The sequence below is a fragment of the Weissella viridescens genome, from assembly GCF_003862435.1.
Classification (GTDB): domain Bacteria; phylum Bacillota; class Bacilli; order Lactobacillales; family Lactobacillaceae; genus Weissella; species Weissella viridescens_A.
The window spans coordinates 198947-213616 of sequence record NZ_RHGY01000002.1 but is presented as its reverse complement, the minus strand read 5'-3'; the positions used below and the strand labels follow the sequence as shown (position 1 = coordinate 213616).

At 37.2% G+C, this 14670-nt stretch carries 17 protein-coding genes; 2 read left to right on the top strand and 15 right to left on the bottom strand.

Going from position 1 to position 14670, the window contains the following annotated elements:
* Window positions 1-50: 50 nt before the first annotated feature.
* From D3P96_RS03655 to D3P96_RS03625, 7 genes are all read right to left on the bottom strand, one after another.
* Entirely contained in the window at window positions 51-506 is a 456-nt protein-coding gene (locus D3P96_RS03655) for a hypothetical protein (RefSeq protein ID WP_124943040.1), read from the bottom strand.
* A gap of 247 nt (window positions 507-753) precedes the next feature.
* Window positions 754-3033: an ATP-binding protein gene (locus tag D3P96_RS03650; RefSeq protein ID WP_124943039.1), complete on the bottom strand. Its 2280-nt coding sequence runs from the start codon at window positions 3031-3033 to the stop codon at window positions 754-756.
* Window positions 3030-3305, bottom strand: coding sequence for a hypothetical protein (locus D3P96_RS03645; RefSeq protein WP_124943038.1), 276 nt, complete (start codon window positions 3303-3305; stop codon window positions 3030-3032). Before D3P96_RS03645 ends, D3P96_RS03650 begins: the two co-directional genes overlap by 4 nt.
* A 92-nt stretch (window positions 3306-3397) precedes the next feature.
* Window positions 3398-3901 (bottom strand): hypothetical protein, encoded by a 504-nt coding sequence (locus D3P96_RS03640; protein ID WP_124943037.1) that lies wholly within the window; start codon window positions 3899-3901, stop codon window positions 3398-3400.
* Window positions 3898-4275: a hypothetical protein gene (locus D3P96_RS03635; RefSeq protein ID WP_124943036.1), complete on the bottom strand. Its 378-nt coding sequence runs from the start codon at window positions 4273-4275 to the stop codon at window positions 3898-3900. The genes D3P96_RS03640 and D3P96_RS03635 overlap by 4 nt, the downstream gene beginning before the upstream one ends.
* Before the next feature lie 8 nt (window positions 4276-4283).
* On the bottom strand, window positions 4284-4499 hold the full coding sequence (locus D3P96_RS03630) for a TcpD family membrane protein (RefSeq protein WP_124943035.1): 216 nt from the start codon (window positions 4497-4499) through the stop codon (window positions 4284-4286).
* Between the two features lie 17 nt (window positions 4500-4516).
* A complete protein-coding gene (locus D3P96_RS03625) occupies window positions 4517-5416 on the bottom strand; it encodes a conjugal transfer protein (protein ID WP_185696081.1) in 900 nt (299 codons plus the stop codon).
* Between the two features lie 599 nt (window positions 5417-6015).
* On the opposite strand from D3P96_RS03625, the gene D3P96_RS08345 reads away from it, so the two are divergent.
* Window positions 6016-6177: a hypothetical protein gene (locus D3P96_RS08345; protein ID WP_185696080.1), complete on the top strand. Its 162-nt coding sequence runs from the start codon at window positions 6016-6018 to the stop codon at window positions 6175-6177.
* A 108-nt stretch (window positions 6178-6285) separates the two neighbouring features.
* Here D3P96_RS08345 and D3P96_RS03620 read toward each other — a convergent pair whose 3' ends face one another.
* The 6 genes from D3P96_RS03620 to D3P96_RS03595 all read right to left on the bottom strand — a co-directional run bounded on the left by D3P96_RS03620 (window position 6286) and on the right by D3P96_RS03595 (window position 12694).
* Window positions 6286-6588 (bottom strand): hypothetical protein, encoded by a 303-nt coding sequence (locus D3P96_RS03620; RefSeq protein ID WP_124943033.1) that lies wholly within the window; start codon window positions 6586-6588, stop codon window positions 6286-6288.
* Window positions 6589-6736: 148 nt separating this feature from the next.
* Complete coding sequence (locus tag D3P96_RS03615; protein WP_185696079.1) at window positions 6737-7960, bottom strand: replication initiation factor domain-containing protein; 1224 nt, start codon at window positions 7958-7960, stop codon at window positions 6737-6739.
* Complete coding sequence (locus D3P96_RS03610) at window positions 7950-8306, bottom strand: hypothetical protein (RefSeq protein ID WP_124943031.1); 357 nt, start codon at window positions 8304-8306, stop codon at window positions 7950-7952. Before D3P96_RS03610 ends, D3P96_RS03615 begins: the two co-directional genes overlap by 11 nt.
* Before the next feature lie 370 nt (window positions 8307-8676).
* Window positions 8677-10053, bottom strand: coding sequence for an FtsK/SpoIIIE domain-containing protein (locus D3P96_RS03605; protein ID WP_124943030.1), 1377 nt, complete (start codon window positions 10051-10053; stop codon window positions 8677-8679).
* Window positions 10054-10070: 17 nt separating this feature from the next.
* Entirely contained in the window at window positions 10071-10826 is a 756-nt protein-coding gene (locus D3P96_RS03600; RefSeq protein ID WP_124943029.1) for a hypothetical protein, read from the bottom strand.
* Between the two features lie 1250 nt (window positions 10827-12076).
* Window positions 12077-12694, bottom strand: coding sequence for an NAD-dependent epimerase/dehydratase family protein (locus tag D3P96_RS03595; protein WP_124943028.1), 618 nt, complete (start codon window positions 12692-12694; stop codon window positions 12077-12079).
* Window positions 12695-12763: 69 nt separating this feature from the next.
* On the opposite strand from D3P96_RS03595, the gene D3P96_RS03590 reads away from it, so the two are divergent.
* Window positions 12764-13135: a DUF1304 domain-containing protein gene (locus D3P96_RS03590; protein ID WP_124943027.1), complete on the top strand. Its 372-nt coding sequence runs from the start codon at window positions 12764-12766 to the stop codon at window positions 13133-13135.
* 40 nt (window positions 13136-13175) lie between these two features.
* On the opposite strand, the gene rbsD is transcribed toward D3P96_RS03590, so the two are convergent.
* Both rbsD and rbsK read right to left on the bottom strand, forming a co-directional pair.
* Window positions 13176-13598, bottom strand: coding sequence for a D-ribose pyranase (rbsD, locus tag D3P96_RS03585; RefSeq protein ID WP_124943026.1), 423 nt, complete (start codon window positions 13596-13598; stop codon window positions 13176-13178).
* 15 nt (window positions 13599-13613) lie between these two features.
* The gene (rbsK, locus tag D3P96_RS03580; protein WP_124943025.1) at window positions 13614-14552 is read right to left on the bottom strand and encodes a ribokinase; all 939 of its coding nucleotides are present in this window, start codon (window positions 14550-14552) and stop codon (window positions 13614-13616) included.
* Window positions 14553-14670 lie beyond the last annotated feature (118 nt).

Below are 14670 nucleotides of genomic sequence, written 5' to 3'. Positions count from 1 at the left end.
TTCTTAAAATAAAAAAGACAACCATAATCTAGTTGTCTTTTTGCTCTACTTTATAAGTTATTAACTTGATAAATAACTTTACCTTGAATTGGAGCATCATTTGCCGGAGAAACAGCTTTAGAATCTAATGCCACATTATCAACCGTGGTTTGTTTTTTAAATACAATTTTAGCGCCCTTTTTAATTTTTTCAGTATCGTCATTGAAGGGAGTTTTAACTCTATCAACAATGGGATATGTTATTTCAACAAAAAAAGTTTTCTTGTCAGGATCATTTAAGTTCAAGTAGACCTTTGCATCTACATTTTGTTTCGTAAACTTTTGTCTATGTGGTAAAACATCATCATCTAGAAAATCATTATTTGTGGAATCCAGTGACATCTGTAGTGCTTTTTCAGCGTTTTCTTTTAATTGTTTTTGTTGATAAGCTTTGTAACCGGTCACACCCAGTGTAATCACAACAATCACAGTAAGAGTGCTCAATAGCCAGTTCATATTTTTTGACATATTAATTCTAAACTCCTTTTTATCAGTTTGATTCAAAAAATCATTCAGACCTAAATTAACTATTCAAGATGCATAGGTCATGTAATTGTTTTCAATTTTTTGTTTTTGAACATTATTTTTTCTCTTTTAAATGAAATTATTGTTCACGCTGGTTAACGTAGACTTTTGAATGGTTATATATCACAACCATCAAAACAAGCATGATAAATAATTGCAAAAACGATCCTCCTTACCAATTTATTGACAGTTAATTCCATTTTTCTTCGGCCTTAGCACTCGCTGAACGTTCCAGTGTTTTAAATAGTTGTGTAAATTCAGGAAACATTGAATGGACTACTATTTTTCCAACCCGACCATAAACATCACGGAATAACGCTTCACCTTTAATAAAACTTTCCAACCACTTAGCATTCGATGGACTTGGCTCGAGTCCAACATATTCAAGAATGTCGTTTGTTTCAGATGATTCATTAAAAGCAAAAACAACACCAACTTGTCCATGATCATCTTCTGAACTAATATCGTTAATTGATTGTGTGGCATAAATTAAAGCATTATTGAATGAACGGCCGACACGTTTAATGGACTTTAAAATAGCACGTCCAGTTGATGAGGTTTGAAAAATCCAAGCTTCATCAATGATTTCAAAAGTATATTCATCTGGATTTTCACGGCCAAATTTATCAGCGAATTTACCCAGTGCAAACATAGTTGCTAGGGACGTTCTTTGAATGGCCGTATAGGTTGAGGGGTCCTGTTTTTCATTTGGCAAATCAAGCCCTGCTACTTCCAAAATATTAATGCGGGTGTCAAAACTAACCGAATCATTCGTTCCATCTGAGAAACTAAGTCGTAGAATACCACCCGTTACAGTTTTTCGGATTGCCCGAGCTAAATCGATATAGTCATCTTTCTCAGAGTTGATTTCCATCTGATCTAAGACGGTCAACATGCCGACACGCTCCCCACTCCATTTGCGTTTAATGACGTCTTTAATCGCTTGGTCTAACTCAGCTTTTTGTAAAGGATCGCGAATTTCATAGACTTGATGGAACATGGCTACCGCGACGTCGTAAGCAGGATCAGTATCAGGCTCCATCGATTCGGTCCGATCACTTAAACCAGCTAGAAACACGATGGGATCTAAAGCACCCCAATTTTCAGAGTTTGCTTGGTCAAGCGTTGTAAAATGAAATTGATTGATCAACTTGATCAGTTCCGGGTACTTCTTTCGAAATCCGGGGTCATCTGTCGCTCGATTGAACCAACGTTTAATTTCTTGTTTAGGATCAACATACAGTAATTTCGCATCCATCATTGATAAATACATCATAATTAATTTAACTAAAAATGATTTACCTTTACCGGTTTGGCCAGTAACCGTAATGTGCGGACTGTCAGTGACGGAACCGATAACACCCTGATTTGTCACAAGTGGGTTAAAAAATATAAGATTTTTTGATGAGTAGACACTCTTCTTAATTGATTGGCTTTTTGTCGTGTTAGAGACACGACCGATAACAAAACCGGTATTATTTCCTAATTGATGCGAAATCCCGAATAAGTTTTGCGCTAACCCATCTTGACTGGAATATTGTAACCAACGCTGTTCACCTTCTAACGAATAACCTGGTAATAAGCGATAGAATAAATCAATTTGTTGGGCACTTGCGGAACTCAAGGCCACCTTGCGGCGGCGCATCGTCTCTTGAAGTGACTTAGTACGGCGTCGCAATTCCTTCATTTCATCTGCATAAATAACATAGACACCAAGCCATCTAAAATATTCATTGTCTTTATCCAAACCATTTCGCACTTGCTTTAATAAATAACGTGTGGTTTTACGCTTATCGGAATCATCGTACTGTCCTGATTGATAAGCATCCTTATCTTCAGAACCGATTTCTTTGTCTAAAGCACCCAAACGACTTTTTAAATTTTTACCAAAACCAGTCTTCTTTTCGGCAATTACCTTCATATGCAATTCGACAGGGAATTTTTTACTCTGGGCAATTTCAAAAAAATGACTATTCGTTAAATCTGTTGGCGTCTCTGAAATAGGCAATAAAGCAATGTATCCGTCGCCATTTTGATTTTTTAAATGAATCATACCCCGCTGTTTTGCATTTAATGACCCATCCAACAAATTCTCTAAAAAATGATCCGTACTTTCATCAATAACAGAATGCTTGATACCGCGTAAGAAATTATAACGAATATAATATGCAAGTTCATCTTCAGTCATGGCTGAGCCACTGACACTGGCTAAACTATTCTCAATTTCATCTGATACATCACGATAGTTATTGAAGAAAGTGTCTTCAATAACCACGTCATAACCTAGTTGTGGAGCAATCGATTGAATAAAGTCATTCATAATATTTGTGACTGAAGACCGAATGGTACCATCATAATGAGATGACTTTAGTTTAACCCCAATAACATAGTAACTTTCAGTAATTGTTCCAAATTCCTTATTTAATAAATCAATTTGTTTTTGGGCATAATAAGTCGCAACATCTTTCACGTCTTCTGCAAAATCCGTTGATAAGGAAGTCTCACCAAAAAACGTTCCTCCAAATCAAGTTCCTTGGGCAAGAGCGTCATTTCAAATTCACCAAATTTTGCCAGGTCTTTAAAAATGAACGCTAATTTAGTTTTACGTTCATCTTTTTGTTTAATATCATGATTGGCGATACTTTGACTTCTAATTTTAAAATAACCCCAAACATCACCACTTGTCGTCACTAATAAGTTGTCTTTGAACGACTTAATCGGGCTTTTTAAGACTGTTTTCAATTGTTTACCTCTTTTCTTTTTAGATTAAAAGCCCAGCCGGAGCATGACCCCCAACGAAAACTGTTTCTTTCAACTGGGCTAAGCATTATGGCTTAATATGCGATATAGGCACCATCAAGATCAATAATGTCACTATTATCAATCAACGTCTGACCCACTTTATCCCAATCAATATAATCCGATACACCACCGGGAAGATTATTAACGAATGTGTCCATATCTCCCGAAACATCGGCCAACTCGACAGCCATATCCCCCTTGTTCGATGTCGTCACAAACATATCCTGCAAATCGTCCATCGTAATTTCGTCAACGTCAACTTCATCATTAAAAAATTGTGCAATTTGATGCTCACTTAATTTTCCTAAAGAACTACTCTGCAATGCCTCTAAAAATTCGTTCAAGTAACTAATCACGCCGCTTGTTGCAAATGTTAACGTAGAAATACCAAAAGGGAATCCATGTTCTAAAATAGTGAATTCTTCCCCATCAGTCCAATCACTAATGGCGTTGGCATCGAAAGGAAATGTAAAACGTTTGACCTGATTTTTATAATTCTTCAACAAAACAAAAGCATCGCTGGAACTGAAACTCATTGTATCTTCACCTCATTTTCTGTGTAATATACGGGTATGTCATGACTTAATGTCTGATTAAGTAAATAGAATTTCACGAAATATTTAAGATACTGCCAAACAAATTGTGGTGCTTTCAACCCGTCGGGCTTAATGAGATCATAGACTTTATAAATTCCGTATACGGGAAATACAACCGCTGCGAATGCATATGGTGACTTAAAGCCGATAAAGAATGAGACAAAAAAGAGATCTACAATTAATGAAATCGCAATGACCGCAAAGGTTTCTACTGAAATCATATATGAGATACCGCCATATTTTTTGGCAACAGTTCCGCGAAATGTGTAGCTATGCCGAAACAAGGGGCGATAATTATACGCATCATTATTCATATGAATACCTACCCAAAAATCTTTTGAAAAATACTACCAATCGCACGCATCACCATTGGTCCTTGTGCAATTAGCAACCAGGCGAACCCACCAAATAGCGCTGTCATTACAAGTTCCTTGAAGTCACGACGGATAAACGCCATAACCACTAAAATTACAATACCAATAAACAAAAGGGCCCCACCTTGTTGAGCAACCCACTGTTGTAGTCCAGTAAAACTCATAAGCTTAATCTCCTTTCTTAATGGTTAAACTTCGATACAAAATAAGTGTTATCTTGCTTTTTAAGTGCTAAATCAAATTGTTCAGAATGAACAACACCAGTATTCAACTGTTCGAGCATGATTGTGCCTGAAATTCTAGGTTTAGAAACAGAACCAGATACATGGGTATCTTCAATGCTTTTAACACGATAAGCACCATTTAGTCCAACTGGATCAGCCATGATGAAACTCATCTCTTTGCCAGATGATGAGACATACTTATTTAGAAACTTAGTGGTAAACTTCATGACGGAGTCAACTTGTGAGTTGTCCATATTCGTTTGTTGTTTAGCATTTCTAATCAACGATTTAGAGATGTGACCTGTGCTACTTCGTTCTGGTGAAACAAAAGGCATTGCCACAACTGTAAATTTGTTGTCTTGAGCTTGATACGGAACATTGTAAAATTCTGTCTTCGTAACCCATGTTTCATGAACCTTCGGTTTTTCTGGTTTCTTTTGATCCTTCTGATTTTTTTGATTCTTTTTATCGTTCTTATCATGCTTAGGCTTTTCAACAGTTTCTTTTGTTTTTACCTTATAGGTCACTTTAATCTGGGCAATCTTCGTGTCATCTTGTACATAAAGTGCCACCACGTCAGCTGAAATGAGTTGTTGCGTCTTCCAATTATCCATATTTGATAATTTAGAAACATCAAAATCATTAGCAAAATACCCCTTCAAACTGTTTTGCCACTTGGAAAAGTCCTCACTATTCCCGGATTGTGTCAGATAGGATTTAATAAAAGCCTGTATATACCCACCTAGTGCAGGATTGTAAGCCAATGAGCCCGTTTGGGCTTTATCTAGTTTTTCTTCAAATCCTTTCAACTGTTGACATACTGCTTTATTTTGATATGAAACAGACTTAACATTCATAAAAGCTAAGGGTCCACTTATCACAAGCCCACCAATTAAAATAAGCAAAACCCACCGCATCGAACGTTGTGAAACTTGATGTCTTTGGTGGGGTAACTTTTTCTTCTTAATTTTGGGCTTGCGTTTAAATTGAAGTCGTTTGATTAGCTTTCTCCTTTCAAAATTTTTCTGAAAACACCGCCCTTATTTTATTTTTCGGGCACAAAAAAGCCACTCTCGACTAAAAAGTAAAGAGTGGCGTTATTGAATATAAAAACTCAAGCCCATCATCATTGAGAGAACTAATGATAAAAGCGAAGGGCCTGAGCAAAAAACAATATAAATACTTTGTCTGTACTAGAATCTTGTAGTAGGCATACTATGGATCGAATGTAAGTACAGACATAGTTGGGAGACGGTTCAGCACCCCACATTAGGAAATAGGTTACCGAACCTCATTAAAAAGTATACACTAATCAAGATAACGGTCAATTAACAAACAGACTAAATGACGGTTGTTCTTAAATCAGCTATACCTAACAGCATGTGTGGAGGAACGCACCATATAGTAGTTACACCCCTTTACATTTACAAACAAAAAACAAAAGGAGGTGGTGCTTATGCGTGTTTCTTCCAGAAAGGAACCAAGCATGGAACTCCTACCGGCACTTATGATTGCCTTTGGAGTCATGGTTAGCGCGATTTTAAGTGCGCTAGGTCAGTTTTGGGTTAACCCGGCAATTGCTAAGTCAATCAAAAAAACGCTAACCATAAGTAGTTAACGTTTAAAACCCAGCGTTCCAAAAAACATGTCGGCCAATGAGCGTGCTCGCACCTGTTGGCTTTTTCATTTAGAATTATTATTCTATACGTAAATCGCAAAACGTCAACTACTTAACAAAACGCTTGATACTAGCAACAGTACCTTCGGTTGCGATAGAAACATTTTGTGCATTCTTAACAATACCAGATGCTTGAGAAATGAAACGTAGGTTATTACGCAGACGCTTTAAATCGTCCGCAAAGACTTTTTCTAGTTGAGGATCTTCTTCAATCAAGGCTTTGACTTCATTGACCCCCGCGTAAAGCGTGTCTTTATCGAGATTTTTCATACTTGCCGTAATTTGTTCGGCGTGTTCTTGTGAAGCTTGAAGTGCTTTAATCGCACGTTGTGTATTTGCATTATCAGCCATTGGTAAATTTCTCCATTTTCTTATTTTGGAATGTTGTAGCAAATTAATTTTGAACCCCACCCGCATGTTTTCAGACCCGATTGCTCAATTTTAATTTAACTACATTAATGATTTAATCCATACTCATTATTTGATATAGATAACTGGCCTAATGTGCTTCTTCAAAGGTTCTCGCGATCGCATTTTGACTTTCAATTTCGTCAATAATGGCTTGATAATACTTTTCCTGTCTAGGAGACAACTCAGCTTCATCCACATACTCAGAAACCAAATCTTTCCCAAACCTATCAGGCATATCGAGTCCTTGAACCATCTTAATAAATTTAAGTGTTGGAGCAACTGAACGTTTAATCCAAGCTAAAGAACGGTCAATACTAATTTCTTCTGGTAACGTCTCAAATTTGACGACTTTAGACTTGAAAATAAAGTAATGCCATGGTTCCCAAACCTCACGGTCTTTGAACTCTAGCTTAATCGGATTACCTTCTTCATCTAAAGGTAACGCGTCATAAAAGGTGATGTATCGATTAAAATATCCATACACCATCGGAACCAGTTGATCTTTTAAAAGCCAATCATTAATTAATTGCGTGGCTTTGCGTGTATCCGCAATTTGTAATTCATAACGGTTAATGATCCCAAGATCATAATTTGAGGTCCCAAGTTTTGAGGCAATTTCTTTATCTTTTTCATAGAAACGAAAAAAGACATTCCCTCGTTTACCAAACTCTAAAGTCCAACCCGAGTATTGATTACCATGAATAATAGGTTGAGTTCTAAACCGTGTTTTAACATCGCCGCTTTGCGCTTTTTCAATCAAAGTCGCAATATCAAACCACCCACAGTAATCATTGATGGCCAAGTCAATACGTGTTACAACACCATTGTATTTGTAGACCGCATCATACAAAAACGTTTTCCAATCTGTAGCTTGCTGATCCAAAATGAATTCGAAAGACCGACACCCATGACCAGAAATTTGAAGCAAAGCCCCTTTTTCATCAGGTTCAGTTCGACTGAACACACGAATAAAATTAAATCCCGAATAATTCAAGGACTCACGATACAACATACCCGAATTTCCGCCACCAACCGCAAAATCATCAATATTCATTTTCATGACCAACATAACCACATCACGAGCTGACAAATGTTCAAAGCTAATTCGTAGATAATCAAGCGCAATTGCCATCGTCCCGTTGTAATTGATGAATGCTTTTTGCACGCGATCTTGAACCTCTTCAGGCATCTCACGTTTATTGTTCTCATAATTACGATAAGCCGATTGACTAACCATTAAATAAGCTGCCATCTGCCTGGTTGACCATTTTTTTGCTAAACGACAATTCTTTAATTGCTCACTAGTGACCATCAAATACACCATCTGTAATCACACAACTACCAACTACAGCCTTTCTGCGTAATTTTTCACGATAACTGTGCCATACTTGTATGACGATAGCTTGTTCTTCAAACCCTTTCGGGTTCATTTGTTCAAAATTAACAGTTGGATAGATTGATGCAGCATCATAACTAATTGATTCAACTCGCATATCATCTAGTAATTGTGGAATGTCACTAGGTAACGTCCATGGGTTCGCGAAAAAAGTTTCTTCTAAACCAACCTCGTTAAGCAGTGTAAAAACAAACACATCATTTTTCACATTCACAAATAAATGGTCAATCCCAAAGTATTTGTATGTTTTAATTACTGGCATTGCATTCCCCCTGAATCTGTTCAATTTTAAATCGAAAATAAGTGAGCACAAAACACAATTCGTGCTCACTTTATAAAAGGGGCTTCAGGACCGCTGTGATAACGTTGCCTGCCCTTTTTCCTTACATTTTAAGGCCCCCTATTAGGTAAACGGGGCCTCGGCAGATTAAGCGAGTTGACCTAAGTCCACTACCGCAAGAACAGCCAGGTTCCAGTTAACTATTTAAAAAGCCTGTAAGCTATTCCATGAGTGCTCGGGGTGGCAGAGCCACCCCCTCACACCGTTCCCGATCGGTCACATATCATGTCATTCGCAAACAGGCTCTAAAAATAGTTTTCCCTACACCTAACTGTTTGAACGGTAAGGTCAACTAAGCTTCATCTGCACCGTGAGGTGCTTGTCTATCTACCGTTACCTCAAGTTTTTTCCCTAATTCATCAAAATAGCGCTTAGCTTTAAACTCTTTAGGAATTAGTGGCGCAAAGAATGCACGTGTTTTATCTGGCGACATTTGTGCATATCCCCAACCTTTTACATCTTTTGATAAATTGATGAAGTCGTTTGGGTCGTCATCGGGAAAAATTAAACTTAAACCATTTGATTTCATTTTACCCAACGTGACACGAAATTGGAATTGATCACGAGCACCCGCACCAATAGTATCAGCATCAGGGCGTTGTAGAGCAATAATCAAAAAATAGCCTAATTGACGACCTAACATTGTTATCTCAGTTGCCATACGTTTTAATTCTTCTTGTTGTTTCCAATCCAATTTACTAAAAAATGCGCCATATTCATCGAACAAGAAAAATTCAGGACGCAATCCATAATCACGATAATCACCCATACTATCAGAATTCTTCAATAATTCTGAATATTCAACGCTCCGCTCATACATACCATTATAAAATTTTGTAAAAGCTTTCATGATGCGCTCATCAGAGTACACAACTTTTCCTTTTAATGCTTTTGTACTCGCTAAACTAGCTAAATCTGTTCGTTTGGGATCAGCAATCGTTAAATTAGCACCAGATTTCAAAATACCAGAAATCATTGAAAATAAAAAAAACGACTTACCTGAACCAGTATCACCAGCTACCAACATATGTGGTACTTTGGCAAAATTCCAAGTCAACCCCTTCATAATTTCAATCTTATCGTGGCTAACGCGCATTTCATCGATACTAATTCGTGATTTCTCTGGAAAAGTCAAAAATTCATGAACAAGAAACCCATCTTCTGAAATTTCATCAGAGACAGTGGCACGCGTTGCCATAACAAGTTCATGTGAAAAGCTACCATCTTGAAACTGTTTTTGAAACTTATTTCCATCTAGTGGCAAGAAAACTCTAAACCCACTTCCTACAAACTTTACAAAAATACGAGGATAATAGGTAATTTTTGTCTTTTTTTTTCCATTTTTAGAAATTGTTTCAGCTTCAAAAAGACGCTTATTAACAATTAATTTAGCTACTAAATTTAAGGTATAGATTTTACCCCAAAATCTTAATTGATAGCGATTTTTTCTATATGAAACAACTAAAATAAACACAACCAACAGGTACAAAACAATTGGCGTAATTAATATTGACAAATTCAATGAAACTTCACCCATTAAAACATAGTTTTTAACGAATAAGAAAAGCTCAACTAGCGTTACACCCAGTATGGGTAACCCTAAGCTCAAAATAATTATTTTAGGTAGATCTTTATAACGATAATGTATTCTCCAACCACGCTTAAACAAGGTTAATTACCTCCAGACTACTTCTGTTTATTTGCATCTTGTGATTGTGGTTTTTCTTCCTTTGGTTTTCCACTATTTGAATTAGAAGCTTGCTTAATCAAATTATCAGCAGTTAAAACATGAGCATAGTTACCTTGTTCAGGCATAAAGAATCGAATTCGCAAATTAATAAACTTAATTGATTCCCCCATTTGGAAATCGTTCTCAATAGCCCCTAATGTTGATAATGGTAGATCAATTGAAAGATTTTGTTTCTTTTCAGCATCAAATACCGACAACTTAACAACATCTTCACCAAGCCCATCTAAAGAATCACCATTACGAATTGCATTTTGTCGCTGAGTTGAACGACCTTGAGAATATCCAATAGAAACGCCTACAAACTGTAACTTTGAACCAATATAATGCTTAACTGGAATTTCAAATTCACGTCCACCAAGTGTTACTTCAATATCTGAACCACCAGTAGGCTCACTCGCCCAAATTGTTTGTTCATCTGAATCAACAGGAACAATCTTGGCTTGCAAAACACCGGAATTATTTCGTCCAGTATTACCAACCTCTGAAGCAACAATCATAGGATTGATTAACTTTACATCATCCATAAAGTTAAAATCATCACTCATAAATGGATCAACTGGCTTAACCTTAATCAAATAATTTCCAGGAATATTTTCAGCACGTAAATTAACAAAGCCTTGGTTTTCACCACCATACTTTAACTTTCCAAACGTCTTTTCGACATTAATCGGTAAATCAGTAATTTTTAACATATTATTTTCCTCAATTCATTTTTTTAAAGTTACTCAATACATAAGAAAAAACCAATTATCAAAAATGATAATCAGTTCTATTAAATTCATTATTAGTCGCCTGCTCCGTATAAATACATCATCGCAATATGCGTTAAATTTATTTCTTATTCACATAAAAATAAACGCGGTAGCAGTCTACCAAACTCCACTCAATGGACTATCCCAATCCGAACTACGTTCGATCAGACTGGAATTACCTGAATTCTTCAATTTAGGTTTCGGCTTTTTTCTAACAGGGTCAAACAGTTCTCTTTTTCGTCCGCGACACCCCGTAACAAAGAAAAATATATACTTTAATTCCTATATATGCTATATTAAAAATTGTGAGTTCTAATACGCATATAAATAAATCCAAAGAATTGATCTTTGTTAAGTTTTATTTATATGTCAAGGAGCAAGTCGACTAATTTTTATTAGCCGGCTTTTTCTTTTTGTAAAAAATTAACAAAACGAATATTTCCCTATAAAATATGCACAATCGTTCGCGCGAATCGTTTCATTACATTTTATATAAATGAATTCAAAAAAGAAAAAGCATAGAAATGAGTTTTTTTAYGTTACTTACTTGTAACATTTCTWATCTCATCTCTATGCTTTATAGTTTATAATTTTGGGTATCTAATAAATAACGCCCCCTACGATGTCATTAGTCTATTGCTTTCGAACAAACTCTTAGCGATATCATTTATTATGATCGATACCAGCGGTATCGTCCACACCATGCTAATGAGTTACTGATTAGTGAATTTAGTTACGTTAACTTTTTTAGCAATAAAATTGCTACCGTCTTGGTCACGGTCATCTTTCAATGAACTAGAATATGGTAATTAGTTATGGATCAGTAATGTAGTTGCCTGTTTATCTATAATATTAATATGGACATCGCTTGTTATGGAATCAAGTTATGTGTGGTAAAACTACCATCAGCTAGCATATTACCAGTCGAGCTATAAAGTAATACGTGATATCGATCAACACTTAATTGTACTAGAACGGATTATACAGTACCAGCAAACAATTAAACCCTTGAGTAACTCAAATCTATATAAATAAATGTTTATTTTTGTAAAGTAATTTAATTGCCTTAAACTGGGTATCCATCCATAAATAAAAAGGAGTAGGTTAATAAAGAATAATCATTAACCCACTCCTTTTTGTTTGCTTCTGTACGTTCATTAAACACTGGTCTAATGCTGGTTGCATAAGGTTTAGATACGGTGTGTTAAAGGCGTTGGTGTGTGCGTGACTACTTTTTCAACAGAAATCGCTAGTGCTTGCTGTGTAATTGGTCGATAGCCCTTTAAAAACGTCAAGTGAGCAGAATGAATCAGCCAGGCCAATGTTTTTCCCAACCAATACGTACTCTTACGTTCTGGTCCATAGACAAGACCTGGATACACATTGTATGCGCGTGAACCAAGTTGTTGATCCGCATAGTCGGCAACAGCATGTTTAAACGCCATATATTCAGGAATTGGCGCAGTATTAGCATTAATAAAGAGAAAGTCTGTCTGACTATCTTTAATGGCATCAATCGCCTGTAAAGCCGGTAAAAGGCTATTCTGCTCGTACGAAGTATGCTTTTTTCGACTTGGGCGAAGAATACCAACACAATCAATTACCCAATCGGCTTTAGCAATTTCAGCTTGCCAAGTGCCTTTTTGCGTTAAATTGGCAGCTTCATAATGTACACCAGCTAAGTGTTTCTGTGGATCACCACCAGTTTTAGAAATACTGGTTAAGGTATAATTGGGATTCTTTGAAAGCTGTTTTAAGATACCAGTACCAACGAATCCAGTCCCACCAAGTACGATAATATGTGTCATGAATCATCCTTTCTACCGCAAAGAAGCGGATGTTTGTTACAATAAGACTCTAGAAAAGAGGAATTGAACATGCAAATGCTATTATTAATTTTAACTACGTTGATTGGCTGCCTACACCTATTCATTATGGGGCTAGAAATGTTTGGTAAGGTAGAAGCGCAGGCGAAGGCTTTTGATATGCCACTTGATTTCGTGTCGCAAGCTAGTGCTCAAACAGCTTTGGGAAATCAAGGCATCTACAATGGCCTATTTGGCTTGATGATCCTTGCCACTAACTTCATCCTACCCGTTTCGCAAGCCGCACAAAATAGCTTTATGACGCTATTAATGCTATTCGTTCTAGGAGTCGGCTTGTACGGCGGGTTTACAGCCACAAAGAAAATCTTTTTAATGCAATGCGTACCTGCGGCTATCGCCTTGCTGTTAATCTTTTTAGTCTAATGTGAAAAACGTACTAACCCGCGAGGTTAGTACGTTTTCTTTATTTAAGCGCTGTACCAACAAAATCAACATCGGATTCGAGCACAATGTTTGAAAATGGCGTAACTTCCCCCGTTCGCACGGTGGCAATATTATTTTCATCCCGTGTCATTGCTTTTAGCTCATCATGGCTGATCCAGGCAATTTCCACGTTATCATCCAAAAGCGCTTCAATGGCTTTTAATTGCTCAGGATTTTCAGTTTGGATGGCCTCAGCTAAATAAACCTTTTGCACGTTCATTTCTGAAAGAGTTGCTTCGAGGACATCGATGAACGTTGGTAAACCTCGAACAACCGCCAAATCAATTTTGCGACCATCATCTCGAATTGGCAATCCAGCATCGCCAATTGAAAGCCATTGGGTATGTCCAATTTGAGAAATGGCATTCGATAGATGAGTATTTAAAACATTTGTCTTACGCATTTTAGCATACGCTCCTTATTGGTCGCTGACAGATAAGATAGCAAGGACTTCGTCTTCAGATGGGATGCTTGGTTGTGCCCCTGGACGAGAAACGGCAACTGATGAAGCTGCAGCGGCATAACGCATTGCTTCAGGTAAGTTATCGAACGCTGGGTTTAAACGAGTTGCTAAAGCACCGATGAATGTATCTCCGGCCGCGGTCGTATCAACTGCGTTGGTCTTAAATGCTGGAATGAGCGCCTGTTCCCCATTGTCACGCATGTAGAATGAACCACGTTCACCAAGGGTAATAATCACTGTATCAATCCCACGCTTGAAATAGTAAACCGCACTACGCAACATTGATTCTTCATCGGTTAATTCCACGTTCGTCAAAAGATAAGATTCATGTTCGTTTGGTGCAATCAAGTCCGTTAGCTTGAGCAAAGCATCTGGTAAGCCACCTGCCTCAGGCATTGGCGCTGGATTCAAAATTGTTTTAACCCCATGTTCGCGCGCAATTTTGAAGCCTTCAATCACTGTTTCGATTGGCGTTTCAAGTTGTGAAATAATGACGTCTGATTCAATGATTTCTTGTGCGTGGGCTTGGACATCAGCTGGTGTTAGATCGTCATTTGCTCCACCATAAATATAAATCAGGTTATCCCCAGTTTCTTTTGAGACCGTGATATAGGCTTGACCAGTTTCCTCAGTTTCAGAACGCATAACGGCATCCGTGTTCAAATTGTCCACGGCCATGTTCTTCTCAATATCAAAGGCCTGACCTACTTTGGTAATCATGTTGGTCTTAGCACCAGAACGTGCTGAAGAAACGGCTTGGTTCAGCCCTTTTCCACCCATCGCTTCAACTAGGTGTTGATTGGTGTGAATCGTTTCGCCACTAGTTCCAAAACGGGGCACTTGGACAACTTTATCAATATTTGTTGAACCTAGAACTGTAATAATTTTTGACATGGGGTTTCTCCTGATCGTTTTGATTTCTATTTTTATGTTTATTATTTATTGTACCACATGTAAGCGTTTTCTTTGAAACGGTTTACTTAAATTGATTGAACGTGCATAATAGCATTAG

Bases quoted from the DNA above. Each gene is read 5' to 3' on its own strand.
- D3P96_RS03615 (WP_185696079.1), bottom strand. From the start codon at position 7,960: ATGGTCACTAGTGAGCAATTAAAGAATTGTCGTTTAGCAAAAAAATGG.
- D3P96_RS03640 (WP_124943037.1), bottom strand. From the start codon at position 3,901: ATGAGTTTCAGTTCCAGCGATGCTTTTGTTTTGTTGAAGAATTATAAA.
- D3P96_RS03625 (WP_185696081.1), bottom strand. From the start codon at position 5,416: ATGAATGTTAAGTCTGTTTCATATCAAAATAAAGCAGTATGTCAACAG.
- D3P96_RS03595 (WP_124943028.1), bottom strand. From the start codon at position 12,694: ATGACACATATTATCGTACTTGGTGGGACTGGATTCGTTGGTACTGGT.
- D3P96_RS03655 (WP_124943040.1), bottom strand. From the start codon at position 506: ATGTCAAAAAATATGAACTGGCTATTGAGCACTCTTACTGTGATTGTT.
- D3P96_RS03610 (WP_124943031.1), bottom strand. From the start codon at position 8,306: ATGCCAGTAATTAAAACATACAAATACTTTGGGATTGACCATTTATTT.
- D3P96_RS03590 (WP_124943027.1), top strand. From the start codon at position 12,764: ATGCAAATGCTATTATTAATTTTAACTACGTTGATTGGCTGCCTACAC.
- D3P96_RS08345 (WP_185696080.1), top strand. From the start codon at position 6,016: ATGCGTGTTTCTTCCAGAAAGGAACCAAGCATGGAACTCCTACCGGCA.
- D3P96_RS03630 (WP_124943035.1), bottom strand. From the start codon at position 4,499: ATGAGTTTTACTGGACTACAACAGTGGGTTGCTCAACAAGGTGGGGCC.
- D3P96_RS03635 (WP_124943036.1), bottom strand. From the start codon at position 4,275: ATGAATAATGATGCGTATAATTATCGCCCCTTGTTTCGGCATAGCTAC.
- rbsK (WP_124943025.1), bottom strand. From the start codon at position 14,552: ATGTCAAAAATTATTACAGTTCTAGGTTCAACAAATATTGATAAAGTT.
- D3P96_RS03600 (WP_124943029.1), bottom strand. From the start codon at position 10,826: ATGTTAAAAATTACTGATTTACCGATTAATGTCGAAAAGACGTTTGGA.
- D3P96_RS03620 (WP_124943033.1), bottom strand. From the start codon at position 6,588: ATGGCTGATAATGCAAATACACAACGTGCGATTAAAGCACTTCAAGCT.
- rbsD (WP_124943026.1), bottom strand. From the start codon at position 13,598: ATGCGTAAGACAAATGTTTTAAATACTCATCTATCGAATGCCATTTCT.